Origin of the sequence: Lysinibacillus sp. S1 (assembly GCF_044986265.1) — a bacterium.
Classification (GTDB): Bacteria; Bacillota; Bacilli; order Bacillales_A; family Planococcaceae; genus Lysinibacillus; species Lysinibacillus capsici.
The window spans coordinates 4,048,804-4,070,233 of sequence record NZ_CP173154.1 but is presented as its reverse complement, the minus strand read 5'-3'; the positions used below and the strand labels follow the sequence as shown (position 1 = coordinate 4,070,233).

General features: G+C 37.9%; 26 protein-coding genes, 1 tRNA gene and 2 pseudogenes. 6 read left to right on the top strand and 23 right to left on the bottom strand.

Going from position 1 to position 21,430, the window contains the following annotated elements; all coding sequences use genetic code 11:
* Nucleotides 1–2: 2 nt before the first annotated feature.
* The 8 genes from ACHZEU_RS20365 to ACHZEU_RS20330 form a co-directional block, all read right to left on the bottom strand.
* Complete coding sequence (locus tag ACHZEU_RS20365) at nt 3–941, bottom strand: YqaJ viral recombinase family protein (RefSeq protein ID WP_279495706.1); 939 nt, start codon at nt 939–941, stop codon at nt 3–5.
* Between the two features lie 67 nt (nt 942–1,008).
* Nucleotides 1,009–1,239: a YqaI family protein gene (locus ACHZEU_RS20360; protein WP_279495707.1), complete on the bottom strand. Its 231-nt coding sequence runs from the start codon at nt 1,237–1,239 to the stop codon at nt 1,009–1,011.
* Between the two features lie 281 nt (nt 1,240–1,520).
* Nucleotides 1,521–1,763, bottom strand: a complete 243-nt coding sequence (locus tag ACHZEU_RS20355) for a hypothetical protein (protein ID WP_279495708.1) — start codon at nt 1,761–1,763, stop codon at nt 1,521–1,523.
* Nucleotides 1,760–2,278: a helix-turn-helix transcriptional regulator gene (locus ACHZEU_RS20350; RefSeq protein WP_279495709.1), complete on the bottom strand. Its 519-nt coding sequence runs from the start codon at nt 2,276–2,278 to the stop codon at nt 1,760–1,762. Before ACHZEU_RS20350 ends, ACHZEU_RS20355 begins: the two co-directional genes overlap by 4 nt.
* A gap of 180 nt (nt 2,279–2,458) precedes the next feature.
* Entirely contained in the window at nt 2,459–2,815 is a 357-nt protein-coding gene (locus tag ACHZEU_RS20345) for a hypothetical protein (RefSeq protein ID WP_237898392.1), read from the bottom strand.
* Nucleotides 2,816–2,855: 40 nt separating this feature from the next.
* Nucleotides 2,856–3,794 carry a hypothetical protein gene (locus ACHZEU_RS20340; RefSeq protein ID WP_279495710.1) on the bottom strand — a complete coding sequence of 313 codons (939 nt, stop codon included), beginning with the start codon at nt 3,792–3,794 and terminating at the stop codon, nt 2,856–2,858.
* Nucleotides 3,795–3,805: 11 nt separating this feature from the next.
* A complete protein-coding gene (locus ACHZEU_RS20335) occupies nt 3,806–4,645 on the bottom strand; it encodes a phage antirepressor KilAC domain-containing protein (protein WP_279495711.1) in 840 nt (279 codons plus the stop codon).
* A gap of 17 nt (nt 4,646–4,662) precedes the next feature.
* On the bottom strand, nt 4,663–4,884 hold the full coding sequence (locus ACHZEU_RS20330; protein WP_237898398.1) for a helix-turn-helix domain-containing protein: 222 nt from the start codon (nt 4,882–4,884) through the stop codon (nt 4,663–4,665).
* 144 nt (nt 4,885–5,028) lie between these two features.
* On the opposite strand from ACHZEU_RS20330, the gene ACHZEU_RS20325 reads away from it, so the two are divergent.
* The 3 genes from ACHZEU_RS20325 (at nt 5,029) to ACHZEU_RS20315 (ending at nt 7,202) form a co-directional block, all read left to right on the top strand.
* Nucleotides 5,029–5,430, top strand: a complete 402-nt coding sequence (locus ACHZEU_RS20325; RefSeq protein WP_237898400.1) for a helix-turn-helix domain-containing protein — start codon at nt 5,029–5,031, stop codon at nt 5,428–5,430.
* A 106-nt stretch (nt 5,431–5,536) separates the two neighbouring features.
* Complete coding sequence (locus ACHZEU_RS20320; protein WP_279495712.1) at nt 5,537–6,025, top strand: ImmA/IrrE family metallo-endopeptidase; 489 nt, start codon at nt 5,537–5,539, stop codon at nt 6,023–6,025.
* A gap of 1 nt (nt 6,026) precedes the next feature.
* Nucleotides 6,027–7,202 (top strand): tyrosine-type recombinase/integrase, encoded by a 1,176-nt coding sequence (locus ACHZEU_RS20315; RefSeq protein WP_404803701.1) that lies wholly within the window; start codon nt 6,027–6,029, stop codon nt 7,200–7,202.
* A gap of 94 nt (nt 7,203–7,296) precedes the next feature.
* Here ACHZEU_RS20315 and ACHZEU_RS20310 read toward each other — a convergent pair.
* Nucleotides 7,297–7,370 (bottom strand) — tRNA-Arg (locus tag ACHZEU_RS20310).
* A 221-nt stretch (nt 7,371–7,591) separates the two neighbouring features.
* Between ACHZEU_RS20310 and ACHZEU_RS20305 the strand changes: the two are divergent.
* Together ACHZEU_RS20305 and ACHZEU_RS20300 are read left to right on the top strand one after the other, a co-directional pair.
* Nucleotides 7,592–8,338, top strand: a pseudogene (locus ACHZEU_RS20305) (SDR family NAD(P)-dependent oxidoreductase).
* 93 nt (nt 8,339–8,431) lie between these two features.
* Nucleotides 8,432–9,082, top strand: coding sequence for a hypothetical protein (locus ACHZEU_RS20300; protein ID WP_404803700.1), 651 nt, complete (start codon nt 8,432–8,434; stop codon nt 9,080–9,082).
* Here the strand turns inward: ACHZEU_RS20300 and ACHZEU_RS20295 are convergent.
* From ACHZEU_RS20295 to ACHZEU_RS20235, 13 genes and pseudogenes are all read right to left on the bottom strand, one after another.
* Nucleotides 9,079–9,777, bottom strand: a complete 699-nt coding sequence (locus ACHZEU_RS20295; RefSeq protein ID WP_404803699.1) for a YqjF family protein — start codon at nt 9,775–9,777, stop codon at nt 9,079–9,081. The two genes, ACHZEU_RS20300 and ACHZEU_RS20295, sit on opposite strands and share 4 nt — an antisense overlap.
* A gap of 59 nt (nt 9,778–9,836) precedes the next feature.
* The gene (locus tag ACHZEU_RS20290) at nt 9,837–9,998 is read right to left on the bottom strand and encodes a DUF2639 domain-containing protein (protein WP_016991537.1); all 162 of its coding nucleotides are present in this window, start codon (nt 9,996–9,998) and stop codon (nt 9,837–9,839) included.
* 109 nt (nt 9,999–10,107) lie between these two features.
* Complete coding sequence (locus ACHZEU_RS20285) at nt 10,108–11,568, bottom strand: YdiU family protein (RefSeq protein WP_404803698.1); 1,461 nt, start codon at nt 11,566–11,568, stop codon at nt 10,108–10,110.
* A 129-nt stretch (nt 11,569–11,697) separates the two neighbouring features.
* On the bottom strand, nt 11,698–12,201 hold the full coding sequence (locus ACHZEU_RS20280) for a metallophosphoesterase (protein WP_009373890.1): 504 nt from the start codon (nt 12,199–12,201) through the stop codon (nt 11,698–11,700).
* A 12-nt stretch (nt 12,202–12,213) separates the two neighbouring features.
* Nucleotides 12,214–12,807, bottom strand: a complete 594-nt coding sequence (locus ACHZEU_RS20275; protein ID WP_404803697.1) for an XTP/dITP diphosphatase — start codon at nt 12,805–12,807, stop codon at nt 12,214–12,216.
* Between the two features lies 1 nt (nt 12,808).
* Nucleotides 12,809–13,558, bottom strand: a complete 750-nt coding sequence (gene rph, locus ACHZEU_RS20270; RefSeq protein ID WP_048393682.1) for a ribonuclease PH — start codon at nt 13,556–13,558, stop codon at nt 12,809–12,811.
* Between the two features lie 132 nt (nt 13,559–13,690).
* Complete coding sequence (racE, locus tag ACHZEU_RS20265) at nt 13,691–14,488, bottom strand: glutamate racemase (RefSeq protein WP_004226440.1); 798 nt, start codon at nt 14,486–14,488, stop codon at nt 13,691–13,693.
* A 10-nt stretch (nt 14,489–14,498) separates the two neighbouring features.
* Nucleotides 14,499–14,951, bottom strand: a complete 453-nt coding sequence (locus tag ACHZEU_RS20260; protein ID WP_016991542.1) for a MarR family winged helix-turn-helix transcriptional regulator — start codon at nt 14,949–14,951, stop codon at nt 14,499–14,501.
* Nucleotides 14,952–15,025: 74 nt separating this feature from the next.
* Nucleotides 15,026–15,247 carry a LuxR C-terminal-related transcriptional regulator gene (locus ACHZEU_RS20255; RefSeq protein WP_004226437.1) on the bottom strand — a complete coding sequence of 74 codons (222 nt, stop codon included), beginning with the start codon at nt 15,245–15,247 and terminating at the stop codon, nt 15,026–15,028.
* 187 nt (nt 15,248–15,434) lie between these two features.
* Nucleotides 15,435–15,899: pseudogene (locus tag ACHZEU_RS20250) on the bottom strand (acyl-CoA thioesterase).
* 195 nt (nt 15,900–16,094) lie between these two features.
* Complete coding sequence (sdhB, locus tag ACHZEU_RS20245) at nt 16,095–16,874, bottom strand: succinate dehydrogenase iron-sulfur subunit (RefSeq protein ID WP_404803696.1); 780 nt, start codon at nt 16,872–16,874, stop codon at nt 16,095–16,097.
* 5 nt (nt 16,875–16,879) lie between these two features.
* On the bottom strand, nt 16,880–18,634 hold the full coding sequence (gene sdhA, locus ACHZEU_RS20240) for a succinate dehydrogenase flavoprotein subunit (protein ID WP_004226429.1): 1,755 nt from the start codon (nt 18,632–18,634) through the stop codon (nt 16,880–16,882).
* Nucleotides 18,635–18,700: 66 nt separating this feature from the next.
* On the bottom strand, nt 18,701–19,309 hold the full coding sequence (locus ACHZEU_RS20235; RefSeq protein WP_004226428.1) for a succinate dehydrogenase cytochrome b558 subunit: 609 nt from the start codon (nt 19,307–19,309) through the stop codon (nt 18,701–18,703).
* 272 nt (nt 19,310–19,581) lie between these two features.
* On the opposite strand from ACHZEU_RS20235, the gene ACHZEU_RS20230 reads away from it, so the two are divergent.
* Entirely contained in the window at nt 19,582–20,016 is a 435-nt protein-coding gene (locus ACHZEU_RS20230; RefSeq protein ID WP_066037527.1) for a YslB family protein, read from the top strand.
* A 98-nt stretch (nt 20,017–20,114) separates the two neighbouring features.
* On the opposite strand, the gene ACHZEU_RS20225 is transcribed toward ACHZEU_RS20230, so the two are convergent.
* A complete protein-coding gene (locus ACHZEU_RS20225) occupies nt 20,115–21,341 on the bottom strand; it encodes an aspartate kinase (protein ID WP_404803695.1) in 1,227 nt (408 codons plus the stop codon).
* Nucleotides 21,342–21,430 lie beyond the last annotated feature (89 nt).

Genomic DNA, 21,430 nt, shown 5'->3' with positions numbered 1-21,430 from the left:
TATTAAGCCTCCAATTTTTTAATAGTTAGTCGTCGTGAAGATGATGGTTTAATGAATTTTTCATATACATCTGGAACTTCAACTTTTAGTCGCTTACTATCAACATGATTCGAAACAACTGTTTTATATGTCACCTTATGACGTTGAGAGTGCCCCTCTGAAGCGTTTTCTAACTTTAGCTTTAGCTGATTCTCGTACTCTTTCTTTTGCTGCTCTAACGCTTTAATTTCGCATGAAATGGAATCAATAGCGTCCAACAATACATCATCATCTTTCGTGAGCATGATGGCCGTTCCATCGTCTTGAGGGTACATTTTTTTGATCAATTCATTGGTAGCATCCGAGCCGTCAATTGGTGGAGCTAAATCTTTTAGGACATGGTTTTCCCAAAAGTCTTTCTCTCGATCTATGAGAATTTGAATAAATTCCTCGTCACGTTCAATTTCCTTCCAGATGAATTTATTGCCACCAACAAGTACAGCGATATATGCCTTTTCAAAGCCTGTAACAGCTAGATAATGATGGACTTGGCATAAATAACTTGCTGGAATTTCTTCACCCTCCCAAGCATCTTTCACGTACTCACTAGCTGTTTTACACTCAAGCACTGCTCTTTCTCCAACAACAACCCTATCAAGGTTAGCAAGCATAAAATCATGTTCTGGATGGACTAACATCTTATTTAATCGACGAACCTTTTTTCCTGTTCGTTTGGCAAACTCTTGAGCTACAAAATCTTCTAATGCATTCCCGAAATATACAGCTTCGTTATCGACTTCCTCATGATATTGACCAGTCTTTTCTAAAAACACTTGATAAGCACTTTTATATTGATTGAATCCCATAATTGCACCAACATCTGACCCACCGATACCAGCGCGACGAGCGTCTAACCACTCGTCGCGACTCATATCAGCAGTTGTAATTTTTGCTAAAACCATGCAAATTACTTCCTTTCGTGATATGATGGTAAAAATGATTTGTTAAGCCACTATTACGAGTAGTGGTTTATTTTTTTGTGTAAAATTTCGCATTGTAGTTATCCTCTAAATACGTATGGATGTTGTCTAAATGAACGATATCGCCATTCGAAAACTCCATATAATCATCGTTATAAACGATTAAGCTACCGTAGATATCTCGAAAATCTCTCTCAATATACCGAAATGTAGGTACGCTATTTACGGATTCAATCGTTCCCAACACCATTGGATTTTCAACTTCCATAAGTTGTCGCATGTGCTCACCTTCTTTCTGATGGCATCCCATCAAGCAACTTACAGTGGCAAAGCATAACCGTAGGGAGACGGTGCTGTAAGCTGCTTGACGAGAGCGAGATAAATCTCGCAAACGTCGTAACTTGTGGTATAATAGATTTGTATATAAGTTGTCATGGCTGTTTAATCTTTCGCTCAGATTAAGCAGCTTTTTTATTGCCATTTAACTTCTCCAACACCCTCTTATCACAGAAGAAATGTACATAAATTAACCTCTGCTTTAGTGTCATGTGTCGCCACGCTCTAGGCTTGATGCGCAAGTTTCTTCACCACCTGAACTAGTATTCCTCGTTGGTTTAAATCAGCAACCGTTGCCCATAACTCTTTTCGCTTATGAAGTTTTTCTAGTTGATCCAGTGAATTATGTAGGTCTCGTTCTAGTTGTTTTGCTATGTTGATACGACCTGCTTTTACGTGTAGTTTGATTACATCTGTTAGATCATCTATGCAAGCTAGTTCTCTTTCAATTTGTTCATCTATATTCATTTAATAAATCCTACCTTTTGAAGATATTTATAATGGTCCATCCATACACCTGTGTAGCTTATGCCAAGGTGCTCAGTGGTTACTGCGATAAAGTTTGCCAGTGCTGTTGCTGCCTCGACTGCTTCCTCAATCATGTCCATGATGTTTTTCCTTTCGAAGTGCTCAATGGCATCACTCGGTTTTGCTAGGCTTGTACTAGTTATGGCATCCAAGGCTTCTTGGAGTTCTTCTATTGTTTTCTCACGCACACTACAGCGATGGAGGTCTACGTTTGGGCCGTTCAAGTAAATAGGGCCTGTTCCTGTATACTCATGCTGCACTGCTAAAGCAAGCTTCGGATTATCAAACCGATTAACCAGTGTTCTACTAATATCCGATGGCACTTTAGCACGGCCATTTTCATATCGAGAAAGCCGTTCCCTTCCAACACCAATGTCTAAGCCAAGACTTAGCTGTGTCTCACCACCCCTTAATTCTTTTATTACTCCCCCAACTGTATTTTCAGTGACATTCACATTTACCACCCTTTCTATTTAATTAAGGTCACATTTCAGTCTAAAGTTAACTTGGTTGCAACCATCAAGTTTCAGTAATTTGTGTATAATAATGGTTAAGAGGTAGATTTGCCCCTACCTCTTAGATTTCTACTAGATTGGTAGTTTGATTTATCTTGAGGCCATTTGCCCTGGCCTCTCCTATGCTCTTAATAATCTAAGCCTTTCATTTTCACTCACATAGATACCAAGACGTGAGTTCATGTATGACACATTATTGTTTTTCCATGCCAATACTTTGTCTCTTGGATAACGAGCACTTAATGCTAAACACTTTGGAAAGCCATCCATGCGAATTATTTTTTCTACTGTTGGTAATTCGCAATTGAATATTTTAGCTACATCTTCTTTTTTTAAGTTTGGTGGTAGAGAATTTTCGAATTTCGCTTTTTCTATCTCTCGGCCATCTTCTACACCCTGCTTATATGCTTTTTGAAACAAATCAGCTAATTCAGCGTTTAATAACGCTTCTTTTAGTTCATCTATTGTTAGATTCATAGTTTCGCCTCCAATCTCAAGCGCTGGTATAGCGCCTATCTTATTCGTTAGAAACTTTTTTTAAATACTCATTTGCAGCATGTAGGAAACCTTTCGAAGTATCGATGCCGTTTTCTTCTAAAATAACTAACAATTTTTCAATTCTTTTTTCATTCAAATCCGAAGTTAGACTTGTAACAGATTCTATTATTTCAAGCGATTTTTTCATCTCTTTGTTGAAATCAAACAGCGGATCATAGAAGCTGAACAGAGTTACACCTCCTACATCTTCTAAATACTCATCGAAAAGATTCGAGTTTGATCTGGTCACTTTTTCGAAATAAACGCCCATCGGATAAGAATCTGTTTCTTCTTCTCTAACGAATGAATAGTTGTAACAATCAACATTTAATTTTTCTGCTATTTTCAATACGTCGTCACTGATTTCTTTGGCAATTAAACAAACCCTTTTGATATTTTTGTCAAAAGAATATTCAAATGTTTGATAAACGTCCTTCCTCTTTGATTTGCCGATTTTCAATTCTAAAGCGAACTGGCCGTTTATCGAAATATCAGATCTTCCGAACCCTAAGTATTCTTGTCTTTTAATGCTTTTTTCATCACCGTAATAATCAATGAAATCTTTAAAAATCATGTTTTCTAAATCCTTTTCGAAACGGAAATTTTCTTTTTCAATTTGAATTCTTTCATCACAGATTAATAAATTTTTATAATTGCGACCAAACAAGATTTCTTTTTGATTCTCTTGATGCAACTTATATTCTTCATCTTGAACAACGACTCCGTTATACGCATCAATGAAAATTTCATAAGCATCGAAACTGGATTGTACGAGCAAATATTTTGCATAAGCATGGCAATATGAAACGAACGTTGAAAAATTTTGTTTTTTACCAAAAACTCTGAAATATTCACTCTTATAATGTGGGTGCATCATATTTATTACAGCTAAATACTTAATGTTGATTACATTAGACATTTTTAATCCTCCTATGCTAGTTGTTTATTACCTTCAATGAGCTTTAACTTCATTCGCTCCATCGTTGGTAAAATGCCTTTTGCTTTTAAAGTTTCGTAAAGGAATAAACGCCCTTTTTGCGTCCACTTTGTATGAAGTCTTACACCAGTGGAACCATCTGGCTTTTTGTATTCTTTCGTTTCAGATTTTGTGTAGCCTTGACCTTTGAACTTGCTATACAGTAACCATTGTTTATTCAAGCTGTATTGAATGCCATGCTCGTTTAATAATTTATTTAGTGCGTATGCACTCATTCCGTAATCCTCTGCAATCTGCGAAGTTAGGAGTAAATCAGTACATTTCAGTACTTCGTCAACGTAAGTTACGATTGGTTGCATATCATCTACTTGTTGCTGATACATTTGCTTTTCGATTTCAAGTTGTTCGTTCTTTTCAACTTCTTTGACTAACGCCAATAAGGCTTCTTTGTAATTAGTTGGTAATTGTGGTTGCGTTTGAACGATTTTCAATTCACCTTTACGCAAACTTTCTAATAAGTCGTATACGAAGTCGTAAAATTCATCTGCTTTTGGTTGTTGGCTTTTTCGGATGACTTCGTAAATACCTTTTTCGTTGTAGATGAACGTTTCGTATTGCTTACCATCAGTTCCGACCAGTTTGGTCTGTACTGAAAATTGGTCAAGACGTTCCTCGTGTCGCTTATGAATTTTACGAATAGCTGTTTCTGGTTCTGAATATTCAAGCGCTTCACCTATTTGTTTGCGCGTCATAAACACATCGCCATTTTCGTTTTGCCATAAATCACATACAACAGAATTGAATGCTCGGCTTTGAACTAAGATTAAATTCATTGTTATTCCTCCTTGTATCACGCTGTTTTCTCTTGTGCATTTTTTGCACAAAATTCAATAAAAAAAATCGTCCAGTCAATACCTAATACTTTAGCAATAGCTTGTGCAACTTTTACACTTGGTTTTAATCCATTCTCTATTTTGGTGTAATAAGAGCGTTCAATTCCCACCATATTTGATACTTGTTCATGGGATAATTTGAGAGCTTTTCGCTGTTCCTTTAAAATTTCTGGAAACATGTCACCACCTCCTTTGTGCATTTCTTACACATAGTATATCGTGCATTTTTTGCACAGTCAATACATTTTGTGTAGTTTTTTCACAAATTATTTATTGTGCAAAAAATTCACCTATAATAGAGAGAATAGAAAGGAGCGTACTGTATGAAATATGGCGAGATATTAAAAAAATTACGAACTGAAAAAGGTTTGTCTCAAAAAGAACTAACTGACCGCCTTACAATCAATAGATCAACATATGCTCGTTATGAAACTTCTTCAACACAACCTGACTTTGAAACCTTAAGTAAATTAGCTGACTTTTATGATGTATCTGTAGATTATCTACTAGGTAGAACTGATAACAAGAATGCTTTACATAAACAAGCTGGTATCTCGGACGATGACTATAACAATTTAAGTGCATATCAAAAAGAAGTTATTGATTTCTTCTTAACTAGAGAAAATTTGTTTTTTAAAAACCAACCCGAAAATTTGCTTGATGCTTTAGAGCAATTCGAAGTTTATTACGAGGTATGGAAAAAGCAACAAGAAAATAAGAAGTGATTTTACATTCTTATGTAGACTTTCCAGACATTTAAAAATTCGCCTTTCCACTGGTGAATTTTTTTGTTAACATCAAAAGAACATATGTTTGTAAAAGAGGGATGTTATGACGTTTGTTTATACTCATTTAGAAGATTACGTTCGCGATTTATACACTAGTATTGGGGTAACTAAACCTTCTCACTTAGATCCGCGGATAATTGGCCCGAAGCTTGGCTTCACAGTAATTTACTTACCAACAGATTCAGTAAGTTACGACAATATAATAATTATAGATTCAAGATTATCTAAGCAAGAACAATGGCAAGAATTTTGTCATGAATTAGGCCATGTAATCTCACATTCTGGCAATCAAACAAAAACTCACCCTTTATTTAGAGAGTACCAAGAATGGAAAGCGAATAATTTTGCTTTGCAAGCTTGTGTTCCTACTTTTATGTTAAATAAAATTAGACTTCCTATAGATGAAGAATTGGCGACTATTAAAATTTGTCTACTTTTCAAAGTTGAATATGACTTCGCTGAAAAGAGACTCAATCATTACTTTAACAATCATTTTTTTAAGAATTGTAATCTAGTTGAAAGGAGTTATTAACATGGGATATGTACAGAAAATCAGTAAGAACAAATTTAAACTTATCGCTGATTTAGGTTATCGGGGTAATCGTCGGATTCGTAAAACAAAAAATGTAGAAGCGAAAAATGAAAAAGAAGCGCTACGATTACTGATCCTGTTCGAAGAAAAAATGAAGCAAAATAAGGATTTTTATTTTAGTGATATTGAATCTATTACATTAAATCACCTTTTTCCACGATGGAAAGATAATTATGCTAAACMACAKTATAGTGCACGATCATTTCATGATAACTGTACGTATTTAGAGAAACGCATTCTTACTATTTTTGGTGATATCAAATTAAAAGATATTAAAAAAGTGGATGTAGTGTTTTTTGTAGGTGATTTACAGAAGAAAAAACGAAGATTAGACGGCAAAGAAAGCGAGTTAGCCCCTTCCACTATTCATAATATTTACAAGGCGTTCGCTAGTATTATGAATGTAGCAGTTGAGTGGAATTTAATCGAGGAGAGTCCTTGTAAAAATATAAAGCTACCAAAACTCAAATATGAAGAAGGTAAGGCCTACAGCGAGGAACAAGTTAAATTATTGTTTGAGCGATTAAATAATAGAGAGACTGCTGAAAAACGGTTGTTAGTTGAACTAGCCGTGGTAAGTGCTGCTCGACAAGGTGAACTAGTTGCCATTGAAGAAAAACATTTAAACGTCGAAAACAATACCTTATTAATAGAACAAGCTTTAGTTAATTTAACTGGGGATGGAATTATCGTAAAAGAAACAAAAGGTAAAAGAAAACGAGTAGTTACTATTCCTTCAAATATTATGAATGATTTAGTAACGCTTGCTGCAGTGAAAAAATATCAACTAGAAGAGGCTGGCGATGAACGAGTATGGGAAGGACATACTTTTCTTTTTTCAAATGAGTTTGGTAAACCATATCGACCAGATTCAATAAGTCAGTGGTGGGATCGTTTTATGAAAAAGAATCCCGATTTATTTAGAATCCGTTTTCACGATTTAAGACACACTTCTGCTACCCTCTTAATCCATGCTGGTGAACATCTAAAAGTCATTCAATCTAGATTAGGTCATTCTAATATCACAACTACCATGAATACTGATGGTCATCTTTTACAAGAAACGGATCAGCGAGCCAGTTCCCACTTTGATAAACTTTTTGATGATAAAGATTGATTTGGGCACCTCTTGGGCACCAAACAAAGAATTATACATTCTTGCATAAAAATAAAAAGCCTTACAGCCGTTGTGGCTGTAAGGCTTTTATTGACGTCCCAGGAGGGATTCGAACCCCCGACCGACGGCTTAGAAGGCCGTTGCTCTATCCAGCTGAGCTACTGAGACATGATGTCGTTTCTTATGTATTCCATAGGAAGGACAATATTTATTATATGTACTTTATAGCATAATGTCAACATTAATTTTACTATGCAGGCAAGGTTTGCCTCATATTTTTTATCATATGTTGCTACAGCATCCATTATACCATTTCTTCACCCTCTTAACAGGACGGATAGCAAAATATTTGCTACACTATTGGCGATAAAAAAGTAGGAGGTTTGTGGATGTTTAAAGATTTAGTCGTTATGGTCACAGGTGGTGCACAAGGGATTGGTAAGGGTATTACGCTTGCATATGCACAACAAGGTGCAAAAGTGGTGATTGCTGATTTGAATGCAGGCTTAGGTCAACAGTTAGAACAGGATATGCTTGCTCAAGGCTACTCTGCATTATTTGTGCCAACGGATGTGACAAAGGAACAGGATATCATCAATTAAAGGCAGCGAGCTGTTGAGCAATATGGGACCATTCATATTTTAATTAATAATGCTGGGAAGTTCCAGCATCAATCTCCCTATGAGGTGACGTTTGATGAGTGGCAGGATTTGTTGCAGACGAATTTAACGGCTACCTTTTTCTGTGCCAGGGAGGCTGCAAAAGTGATGCGGCATAATGCAAAGGGTGGTTCCATTGTTTCGCTGGCCTCAACGCGAGCTGAAATGTCAGAGCCTCATACAGAAGCTTATGCGGCTACAAAGGGTGGTATCATAGCGTTAACACATGCTTTAGCGCGATCTTTAGGGCCAGATCAAATTACAGTGAATTGTATTTCACCTGGGTGGATTGAAACAGGTGATTACGAGGCACTACGGCCAATCGATCATGCGCAGCATTTGTCAGGAAGGGTTGGTCTGCCTGAAGATATTGCACAGGCTTGTCTCTATTTAACAAACCCGATCAATAACTTTGTGACAGGTATTAATCTTACAGTTGATGGTGGCATGACGAAGAAAATGATGTATGAAGCGTAATTTTGTTGTCTCTTCTTTTCTTTCTTGTTCTTCATACTCCGAGATTCCTTAGAGTATGCTACTGTAGGAGAAAGAACAAGAAGGAGTGAAGCCTTGTACCCCTATTCAAATGGTTTTTCATTAAGCCAGCTGTATCATGCTCCCTATACGCAGTATACGGCTCCGATTCGTCACTTTTTACAGTCAAATGATTACCGACGCTGTATTAGTAAAGGCGAAGCAGACTTTATGGCTATGAACCGCTTACTTTGGATGGAGCATGTGAATTGGACACGGATGACTATTATAAGCATTGTGTTTAATTTGCCTGATTTACCCTTTGTGCAGCAGCGTTTGCTACGCAATGCAACCGATTTAGGGAATTGTTTACGCCCCTTTTATGGTGACTCCGTGGCGGATCGTTATGCAGCTTTAATTAAAGAGCATCTGGTAATTGCGGCTCAATTAGTGACAGCTGCTGCGAAAGGTGACGCTACCACAGCGGAAGCTAAAGAGAGGGAATGGTATCGTAATGCAGATGATATTGCTTTCTTTTTGCATACAATCAATCCATACCTAACTAGAGAGGCCGTACAAAAAATGTTTTATACGCATTTAGCTTTAACGAAAAATGAAGCTGTCACGATGATACAAAAAGATTATCAGGCTGATKTAGAGRTATTTGATGAAAWTGAAGCAGAGGCACTTGCGATGTCAGATATGATAGCCAGCGYCATCGTTATGCAATTTTGTTACCTCTKTTAATGCAAAAAKMTTGATGGATTTATGATCATTTTATGCTCAACTGCTGGAGGAAAAACTCTCGCTGTTTTGTTTTTAGCATAATGAGCACGAGGCTGCATGCCCTGAAGTTTCCCCTTCATAAAAGAGGCTAATGTATTGCTTTCAATCGTTACGTTGGCTCTTTTTAATTCCCATGGGGAGTGGTGAATATCAATGCGAAAAAGTGTATCCTTCCATTTCGCCCATGAATGGTAGCGCTCTACAATCCATCGGTCAAAATTAGTATTGGTCTTGTCTCCTATTGTATAAATAACCCTCAATCTTTCGTCACATGCTTTGTAATGGCTTGTGTATGAATAGTGATTCCCTCTTTGTTTTACTAGGATGTTGKMATKGCGATTTGGCAAGCTACCTATTGCCGTAWTTTTTGATAAGAAATTATTCGTCACATCTAAATGAAAAAAATAGATGCCTTTCATGCCGTTATACTCCACATATGTTCGGACATTCAATTGTAAATAGGTATTCATCCCCGGAAGAGGTGGTAGAAAGCGTAGCCGATGTCGATAAACTTTAAAAACTACAGCACTAAGCCAGGCATTTTGTTCAAAGAGATCGAGCTTCAGTTCTTTAGGTACATGTTTTTCAAGTTCTTGAGGGGCTATCGGCCAATGTAAAAATAGAACATCTTGCCATGTTTGAGTCATCATCCACATAGTAAAACTCCTTTCTAATCACTAGTTTTTCCTAGAAAGGAGTTCTTCAAACAAACGGTCTATTGATTTTGCTCAGCAGACTCTATTTCGACATAACGATAATATAAGTTTCGTAATTCAGATTCTTTATATAAGCCTAAATGACTTTTAAATTGAGGATGAACCATTATTCCATGAGCACGTAAAACTTTGACAAACCAACCCTTTGAATACTTATGCACCGACCTTATTCTCCTTTATTTTTATTCATACATAGAATATGCGTTTGAATACGGTAGAGTGCCTTTATACAAATAAAAAACGAGAGAATAAATAACTCTCGTTTTTTACTTATGTGCCACAAAACGTACGATATGGTTGATTAGTGTGTTCAGGTAATGAAGCGTATTCTTGTTGTTCTTTCGCATGAGCATAAGGCTGAGCTAGGACTTTTAGTAGGTTGTTCATCACACTATAATCKCMTTGTTCTACAGCCGCTTMCAAAGCTTCTTCTACCCTGTGGTTACGCGGAATAACAGCTGGATTATGTTGGCGCATTAATTGTTGTGACATGTCTTTGTTTTGCTGCTGTCTTGCTAATCGAGCTTGCCATTTGTGATACCAGTCCTTAAAAGCTGGTGCGTTAAATAATGGGGMATCCTCCAAYTGCTCAAACGATAAGGCGMTAAATGTWKTCKTATAAYCTGCTTGATATTGCTGCATAAGMTSAAGAAGCWMTTCAACAARCWSGAKRTYTYYYYGNNNCTCATTAAAAATGCCTAGCTTTGCACGCATTCCTTTCAACCAATTTTCTACATATAATTTTGGATACTGTTGTAGCGTTTCTTGTGCCAGTTGAATGGCTTTTTCTTGATCATCATCAATTAAAGGTAGTAAGGACTCTGCTAAGCGCGTTAAATTCCAGCCACCGATATTGGGCTGATTTCCATAAGCATAGCGTCCTTGGTGATCAATCGAGCTAAACACAGTCGCAGGATCATAGATGTCCATGAATGCACAAGGACCATAATCAATGGTTTCACCGCTAATGGTCATATTATCGGTGTTCATGACGCCATGKATAAAGCCCACTAACTGCCACTTTGCTATAAGGGAGGCTTGTTTCTTTATGACTTCATTTAACAAATAAAGATAACGATTTTGATTGCCAATATTAGCTGAGTAATGTCGTTCTATTGCATAATCAGCTAAAAGCTGTAGCTCCTCATCTGTCCCCCATTGCGCAGCATATTGAAATGTCCCTACCCGCAAATGACTACTTGCAACTCTTGTGACAATAGCGCCTGGTAGTTCCGTTTCTCGAATAATCATTTCACCTGTAGTGACTACTGCTAGACTACGTGAAGTTGGAATCCCTAGTGCAAACATCGCTTCACTAATAATATACTCCCTTAGCATTGGACCTAATGCGGCTCGCCCATCTCCACCCCGAGAATAAGGTGTTCTACCTGATCCTTTTAGAGCAATATCATACCGTTCCTTTTGGGGTGTGATTTGCTCCCCATATAATAGAGCCCTACCATCACCTAGCATATTAAAATGACCAAATTGATGCCCTGCGTAAGCCTGTGCAATCGGTTCGCCACCTTCTGGGATTGTATTACCAGCTAAAACGGCTAATGCTTCCTCACTCTTTAAAGCCTGAATGTCTAACCCAAGTGAGGCTGCAACTGATTCATTTAATAAGATCAATTTTGGTGAACGAACAGGATTTAACGATATGTCGGAATAAAAAATACTTGGTAGTTGAAGGTAACTATTATCAAAATGCCAGCCAATTGTTTTTTTCATGTTTTCTCCTTTATTGCCTTTACGATTTATTTTTGCTATTTCAGCATGAATCATTCATAGGCAATTTTACCATTATCAGTAGCCCAAATAAAAATCCGCATACTTTACTAGTTATGCGGATTTTCTCTATTATTGTCGATCAAATGTATATGTAGCCATACATTGATTATCATCTGTCATGCAATCAACTTTAAAAGATGTCGCATTGATTTCCACAACAGCAAAGCTTTTCTCTTTACGACCACGTGGTTTTAATAAGCTGCCTGGATTTAAAAATAGGATATCATCCATCATTTCGGCACCAAGAATATGTGAATGACCAAAGCAAACGATCTGTGCACCTACTTCTTTAGCACGATAGGATAATGATAAGATGGAATTTTTCACATTGAATAAATGACCGTGTGTCACAAAAATCTTTACATCATGGACCATGAACATTTCTTCTTCAGGGAAAGCCTTCTCACGATCACAGTTTCCACGTACTTTTTTCAATCCTTCTAATGCCTCATGTGAATAGGGAAGTTCACTATCTCCACAATGAACCACAATATCTATTTCAGGATAAAAACCTTTAACCTTTTCGATGACATGGCTGTCACCATGTGTATCGCTCATAACAAGCATTTTCATGGATATCACCTCTTATTTGATAAGATTCGGTAATTGCTCCTTTAACTTGCGAATTGCATTGCCTCGGTGAGAAATAGAACCCTTTTCCTCTGGTGAAAGCTCAGCCATCATTCGATTTAAGCTTGGCACAAAAAAGATTGGATCATAGCCAAAGCCATTCGTTCCACGCTTTTCATGGGCAATGACGCCTTCACATGTACCAAATACCGTTGTTGTTGCGAAATCAGGWCCTGCMATTGCAATACAGCAGCAAAAACGTGCTGTACGTTTGTCATCTTCGACACCTTGTAAATTTTCTAACAGTTTAATCATGTTTGCTTCATCGTCATGGTCACCAGCATAGCGAGCGGAGTACACACCTGGCTCACCATTTAATGCATCTACTGCTAAACCACTGTCATCTGCAATAACAATGGTATTAAGCTCCTTCGCCAATGCTTCTGCTTTTAAGATGGCATTTTCTTCGAATGTTGTTCCTGTTTCTTCTATTTCCATATCTGGTGCCACTTCAAACATTGTTACGACTTCATAACCAAGTGGTCCAAATAATGCTTCAAAATCTTTTGCTTTTCCTTTATTTTTTGTGGCGATGACTACTTGTTTCATATTATTGATTCCCTCCAACTTTGTGTGCCAGTTCACCAAGCGTTATTTTTTGAAGATCAACTAATTGTTGTATGCCTTTTTCACCTAATGCTAACAATTCATTTAGTTCTTCACGAGAAAAAGTAGCTTCCTCACCAGTACCTTGTAATTCAACAAATCGTCCTGCGCCTGTCATCACAATGTTCATATCAACAGCTGCAGCCACATCTTCTACATAATTTAAATCAAGAATAGCGCCTTGTTCTTCAACGATCCCAACACTTGTAGCTGCTAAAAAGTCTATTACTGGGAATTTTTCAAATGGCTTTTCTTCAGCAAATTTAGCAATGGCCTGTGTCATGGCAACAAATGCTCCCGTAATGGATGCTGTACGAGTACCGCCATCCGCTTGAATGACATCACAGTCAATCCATACAGTACGTTCGCCTAGCGCCTCTAAATCGACTACAGCACGCAATGCACGCCCAATCAAGCGCTGAATCTCCATTGTACGACCATTGACTTTCCCACGAGAGGATTCACGTGGTGTACGTTGAGCGGTTGCACGAGGCAGCATGGAATACTCGGCAGTAATCCACCCTTTCCCTTGCCCACGTAGAAAACCAGGTACCTTGTCTTCAATCGTTGCGGTGCAAATTACTTTTGTATTGCCTACTTGAATTAATACGGAGCCTTCAGGGTGTAATAGATACTCACTATCTATTTTCACAGGTCGTAGCCCATCTGCATTTCTACCATCATATCTTGTCATATATTTCGTTCCTCCTAAAAACTTTCGCGCCCTCATCTTATCATAATTTGTGCCATCAAAAAAGTACTCGGTGGCTTATGTACAATGCTAAAAACGGCAAAAATCAGCCTAGCCTGTTGCTAAGCTGATTTTTTATTTTAATGTGATACGTTTTATGTCGAGAGTACCTTGCTCTAACCAATTCTCAGCAATCGAACGGAAAATTGGGACAGAACCAGTTGCAAAAAATCTATGAGCAGGCACCGCATTTGCATTTGCTAAAGTGCCATTATACGCTAACATTTCCTGTACATCCTTTGCTGTTTCCTCCGCAGAAGATAAAACATTCACATCTTCTCCGACAACAGCTTCAATTTGTTTTTGTAAAATAGGATAATGTGTACACCCTAAAATAACCGTATCAAATTGTCGATTTTTCAACGGCTTTAAGCCTTCTGCTATTAAATTATTTGCAAAGTCACCTTTATATTCGCCACTTTCTACAAGTGGTACGAATGTGGGACAAGCTAGTGGAATAATATGTGTTGACGTATTGAGTGACAATAAGGCTTCTTCATACGCCCCACTTTTAATTGTTCCTTCTGTTGCAAGCACAACGACTTCATGTCGCTTCGTTTTTTTTACAGCTGCACGTGCGCCAGCATTGATAACACCTAGTACTGGAAAAGGCATATTTCTTTGTAAACTTTCGAGTGCTACTGCAGTCGCTGTATTACAAGCTATAACGAGCATCTTAACATTCATTTTTTCGAGTGCTTTTGCCATTTGCCAAGTAAAATTCCGTACTTCCTGACGACTTCTTGGACCATACGGACACCTTGCTGTATCGCCAATATAATAAATCGTTTCGTTTGGCAATCGCTTCATGATTTCTTTTGCTACGGTTAAACCGCCTACTCCTGAGTCAATAACGCCTATCGGGGCATTCATACTTTCCGCCTCAATCCTGTTTCATGTGTACATGTAGTTTTTCTAAATAGCTTGATAATTGCGCGACTTCTTGTTCATTAAAACCAACAAGCATCTCTTGCAAATATTGCTGTCTTTTTTCAATTACTTCTTGAATGATACGTTCGCCCTTTTCGAGAAGATGAACGACAACGACACGGCGATCATTTTCATCACGCACACGCTTGACTAATTCATTTTTCTCCATTCGGTCCACTAAATCTGTTGTCGTGCTAAAAGCTAAATATAAACGGTTTGATAATTCGCCAATTGTAATATCACCAAGCTCTTCTAACCACTGTAATGCAACAAATTGTGGCGGCGTAATCGCATAATCGGAAACAATTTCTCTTCCCTTTTGCTTCACGATGGCCGCTATATAGCGTAATTCCTTTTCAACCGTTGCAACGGTTTCAGGTGAGTGCTTTGTTACTTCATCCGACATATAACTATTTCACTCCTAAAAATACGTTGAATAGTTCTATTTTGTCGTTTTTTTCACGAAATAGCAAGTGTCCATTAGTCTAATTTAAATTCTTCCAAGCGTAACAGCTCAATTAACGCCTGAGATCGATTCGTTACACCTAGCTTTTGAATTGTATTGGAAATGTGATTTCGCACTGTTTTTTCACTAATACCAAGCTGCTCTGCAATATCTCTCGTTGTTTTTTCAGCTAATAAAAGCGCAAATATTTCACGTTCTCGGTTTGTTAAAAGAGAACGATGATGAGAGCCATTCATTCAGTTACACCCTCCTCCCCCGCACGTATTGTAACTTATGTTAAGGGGCAGGAAGCGGTGACGGCTATTTGCATGATTATTCCATGTTTCCTTAAAAATTTCGAAAATTACATTGTTACATTCATAAATTTTACGTAAAAAGCAAAACCTACTATTTCAATAAATTTACATATACTTATATATTGAACTAGTGAGGCAGAATGGCCAACTGAATGAATTTCGTTTTTTCTTCCTCTGAAATCGGCACACTTTTACCTGTACGAGGATCCATTTGTACAATTGTTCCACGACCAGTGAAACAGATTTCGTCCTTTTGATTTTTTGCTAGATAGTGAATGTCCATCGACGAATTCCCAACTTGCGCGATTTTTGTATAGATTCGTAGTACGTCATCAAAGAAAACCTGCTTTACATAATCGCATTGTAAATCGGCTACAATAGGTATAGATTTCACATTCTCTTCTCCAACTGGGGGCATTAAAATTCCTAAATGTCTGAAGTAATCAATYCTTGCTTGCTCAAAATATGTAAAGCTAATCGTATTGTTCATATGACCATACATGTCTGTTTCTGAAAATCGCACTCGTACCTCGCTAAAAAATGAAAAACCCTWYTSSYWYTYTTRAWWWYTWTYKWYWWMRYWWGYMKWCATGATATACCATCCCCTGTCATGTAATTGCCCGTCTTTTATCAATCAACGGCAAACAAAATGAATACATATTCATTATAAAAGAAAATGCTATATTATCATAGAAAAAATGTAAATAAACAACTTGATAAATTTCATTTCTATAACTATAAAAAACTCCCTTACACTTCGTGTAAGGGAGTTCAGCTTGTCCGTATATTAGTCTACGTAGTGGTCAGAACCGAAGAAGTTACGGAACATTTGCACTGTAGTTGCACGGTTTAATGAAGCGATGGATGTTGTTAAAGGAATCCCTTTTGGACATGCAGCAACACAGTTTTGAGAGTTACCACAGTTTGCAAGGCCACCGTCACCCATAATCGCATTTAAACGTTCATCTTTAATCATAGCACCAGTTGGGTGAGTGTTGAAAAGACGTACTTGTGATAATGGAGCTGGTCCGATGAATGAAGCTTTTTCAGACACGTTTGGACATGCTTCCATACATACACCACAAGTCATMCWYTYMGATAGTTCATAAKCCCATTGACGTTTACCTTCTGGCATACGTGGACCTTCACCTAAATCATACGTACCATCGATTGGTACCCATGCTTTAACTTTTTTAAGCGCGTTGAACATACGTTCACGGTCAACTTGTAGGTCACGAATAACAGGGAATGTTTTCATTGGCTCCAATTTAATCGGCTCTGTCAATTGGTCTACTAGTGTAGAACATGATTGACGTGGACGGCCATTGATCACCATTGAACATGCACCACAAACTTCTTCTAAACAGTTCATATCCCATGATACTGGTGATGTGTTTACACCATCTTCAGTAACAGGATTTTTTTGAATTTCCATTAAAATTGAAATTACGTTCATACCATGACGGTAAGGCACTTGGAATTTTTGCCAGTAGCTATTGCCGCCTTGTGTATCTTGACGTAAGATTTCCACTTTGACCATTCTTCCAGTATTAGCTGCGATTTGCATAACTTTTAGTCTCCTTTCGCAGAGTAGTCGCGTTTACGTGGTGGGATTAATGAAACGTCGACTTCTTGGTACGTGATGATTGGATTACCAGTAGCTGGGTCAAACTTCGCCATTGTTGTTTTTAAGAAGTTCTCATCATCACGGTTAGGGAAATCAGGTTTATAGTGTGCACCACGAGATTCATTACGTAATAGTGCACCTTTTGTCATTACTTTTGCAAGCACTAACATATTTTTAAGCTGACGTGTAAAGTGTGCGCCTTGATTGCTCCATTTTTGCGTATCATTGATGTTGATGTTGTTCCAACGCTCAGTAAGCTCATCAAGTTTTTTCAATGTATCTTCAAGCTGATCATTGTAACGTACTACAGTCATTGTAGCAGTCATCATTTCACCAAGCTCTTTATGCAGTAAGTAAGCGTTTTCTGTGCCTTCCATTTTCATGATAGCATCCCATTTCGCTTGTTCCTCTTTTACACGAGCATCGTAAATCTCTTGTGGAAGATCTTCAGCATGCTTTTTAAGGTGTTTTACATAGTCTACTGCGTTTGGTCCTGCAACCATACCACCGTAGATAGCAGATAATAATGAGTTTGCACCAAGACGGTTTGCACCATGTTGAGAGTAATCACATTCACCTGCTGCAAATAGACCAGGAATTTCAGTCATTTGATTGTAGTCAACCCATAATCCACCCATTGAATAGTGAACTGCTGGGAAAATTTTCATTGGTAATTTACGTGGGTCATCCCCTACGAATTTTTCATAGATTTCGATGATACCACCAAGTTTAACGTCCAATTCATGTGGATCTTTATGTGAAAGATCTAGGTATACCATGTTTTCGCCATTGATACCAAGTTTTTGGTTTACACAAACGTCGAAAATTTCACGTGTTGCAATATCACGTGGTACTAAGTTACCATAAGCTGGGTATTTCTCTTCTAGGAAGTACCAAGGTTTACCGTCTTTATAAGTCCAAATACGACCACCTTCACCACGAGCTGATTCTGACATTAGACGGTTTTTGTCATCTCCAGGAATCGCTGTTGGGTGAATTTGAATGAATTCACCATTCGCATATGAAGCACCTTGTTGATAAACGATAGAAGCAGCAGAACCTGTGTTAATAACAGAGTTTGTTGTTTTACCGAAGATAATACCAGGGCCACCAGTCGCCATAATAACAGCGTCTGCACGGAATGATTTAATTTCTTCTGTACGCATATCTTGCGCTACGATACCACGACAAACGCCGTCTTCATCGATAATAACACCAAGGAATTCCCAGTGTTCATATTTATTTACTAAACCAGCTACTTCATGAGAACGAACTTGCTCATCTAGCGCATATAGTAATTGTTGACCTGTTGTTGCACCAGAGAAAGCTGTACGGTGCATTAAAGTACCACCAAAACGACGGAAATCTAAAAGTCCTTCTGGTGTACGGTTGAACATAACACCCATACGGTCCATTAAGTGGATAATGCCAGGTGCTGCATCACACATACCTTTAACTGGTGGTTGGTTCGCTAGGAAGTCCCCACCATAAACTGTATCATCAAAGTGGATCCATGGAGAATCCCCTTCACCTTTAGTATTTACCGCACCATTAATTCCGCCTTGCGCACAAACAGAGTGTGAGCGTTTTACAGGAACTAATGAGAATAAATCAACTTCAGTACCAACTTCAGCTGCTTTAATCGTTGCCATCAGACCGGCAAGACCACCGCCGACAACAATTATTTTGCTTTTCGCCATGATTATTTCTCACTCCTCTTAAAAAATTGCAATGATTGCATGTGCTCTATCGTAGCTTCTATTGAATTATACGAAAGCTAAAATAGCAGCCACACCAACTACACTTAGAATTACGAAAAGAATGTTTGTTACGTAAGTAGCGATCTTTTGAGACTGAGGAGATTGTGTAATACCCCAGCTTACTAGGAATGCCCATAAACCGTTAGATAAGTGGAAAGTTGCTGATAAAATACCAACAATGTAGAATCCAAGCATGAATGGATTAGCAACAATATTCGCCATCATGTCGTAATCAACGTGTGTGCCAAGTGCTTTTTGAATACGAGTTTGGAAAATATGCCATGCAATAAATATCACTAAGAATACACCAGTAAAACGTTGTAAAGAGAACATCCAGTTACGGTACGTGCTGAAACGTCCTGTGTTTGGTGTAGCAGTGAATGCAATGTAGACACCATAGAATGCGTGGAACATTAATGGAATATAGATGACAATCCATTCAACTAGGATAAGGAATGGAATCTTTTCCATTACTGCGGTAGCATCGTTGTAACTTTCTGCCCCGCCTGTTGCTGTAAAGTTAATGAACAGGTGCATCGTTAAAAACAGACCTACTGGAATGATCCCAAGTAGAGAATGTAAGCGACGCCATAAAAACTCTCGATCTTTCGACAAGACTGTTACCCCCCTTAGTACTTAAAATAGCACAACAAAAGAAGTCATCATTTTGTAAATGATACTTCATTGACTGTGTATTTCATCATGGTACAATATTATGACATGTTTATTGTACTCTCAAGAGCTACGAGCGTCAAGGCAACTCGGAGTTTTTCATAGAGCTTATTAAAGAACTAATCTAGTACATGATGCGTCGTTTTTTCTCGAAAAATCTATCATTACTTTATTACCGTTAAATTTTAAGAAAATTCTAAGAAAGAAGGATAACAATGTTAAACACTCCATCTCCTACAATCTCATCATTTGGCTATGAGATCATTCGTGATCATATTCTATCTTCTATACTTGGTAAACATGAAGATGACGTCCTTTATTGGGCAGGTAAAGAGCTTGCTCGCAAGTTCCCATGTAAAAGTCAAGATGAACTTATCGCATTTTTCGCAGATGCCTGCTGGGGTACATTAGAACTCATAAAGGAATCAAAAGATGGACGTATTTTCCAGTTGACAAATGACCCTGAAATTCTTCAAATAAAGCAGCGTAGCTTTAAACTTGAAGCAGGATTTATAGCAGAGCAAATTCAACTAGCTAAAGGCTACCTGACAGAATGCTATAATGAAAAACGGGAAAAGCAACAATACGTCATGTTTACAGTCAAATGGGACGTTAAAGAACGTATTATGAATACCATTCCCACAGAATAATTAAAAAGGATTGTCTCCCATTAAAGAATGGGATGACAATCCTTCTTTTTTCTTCCTTTTATTTCGGTCAATTACATAAAATGCTGTTTCTTCTATTATTATATGTAAAGTGCTTGCTCTAAATTAAACTCATCATGGAGAGCATTAGCTGCTTGGATCATATCATCCTGTGGTACAACAACGGACACTTTTATTTCAGAAGTACTAACCATTTTTACAGGGATATTTTCACGACGTAACCGATCAAACATACGAGCAGCAACGCMTGGATTGGAAGCCATGCCTGAACCAATAATAGAAACTTTTGCTAGTCCAATTTCGAAGTCAGCAAAACTAAATCCAAGTGATAATTTACTATCCTCTAAAACACGTAATGCTTCCGCAAATTCCTCTTTTAAAATGGAAAACGATACAGTTGGCTTCAACCCATCAATAATGGCTTGGACAATAATATCTACATTAATACGGTTCTCTGCAAGAACCGTAAATATATCTGCTAATGAAGCATTGGAAAAAGCATCATACCCTACTGTTAAACGAATAATATCTGATTCAAATGCAACACCACGAACGACTAAATTTTTTTCCATTTCCACTTCCTCCTTCAATAAAGTGCCTACTGATTCTATTAAACTTGAACGTATAATAACAGGCATTTGAAATTTCTTCGCTAACTCCACCGCACGAGGATGTATGATATGAGACCCTAAATTCGATAATTCCAACATTTCATCATATGAAATTTCTTGAAGCTTTTGGGCATTGGGAACATATCGTGGATCTGCTGTATAAACACCATCCACATTTGTATACATATCTACTCTCTCCGCTTCCAACGCTATGGCAAGTGCAACAGCAGCTGTTTCAGCTCCACCTTTTCCAAGCGTGGTGATATTGTGCACTTCGTCAATCCCTTGTTCTCCAGCAATAACCACAATTTGTCCCTGTGCAAAATGTTCTTCCATACGACTAATATCTATATAGTCGATACGAGCATGTCGATACATACCATCCGTATGTATACCAGCTTGCCATCCAGTTAGAGACACAGCCTCATAGCCTGCTTCCTGCAAAGCGATGGTAAATAAAGCACTAGATAATTGAGAGCCAGTTGACAAAACTGCATCTAATTCTCTTTTCGACACATCGTCAGTTAGTTGGTGTACCATCATTTTCATCTCTTTCGCAGTGTGTCCCATCGCTGCAACGACCACTACTACATCCAATCCTTTGTCCTTTTCAGCAATCGCTTTCCTAGCAGCCTCTTGGATTTGTTCAGTAGAAGCTAATGCAGCTCCTCCAAACTTCATCACGATTTTAGCCATTTCTTTCGTTCTCCCTTCCAGTTCATGTATTTCACCAAATTATGGGGGGTAAAACCGTTTCTAGAAAACTAAAAGGCAGCCTCCACATA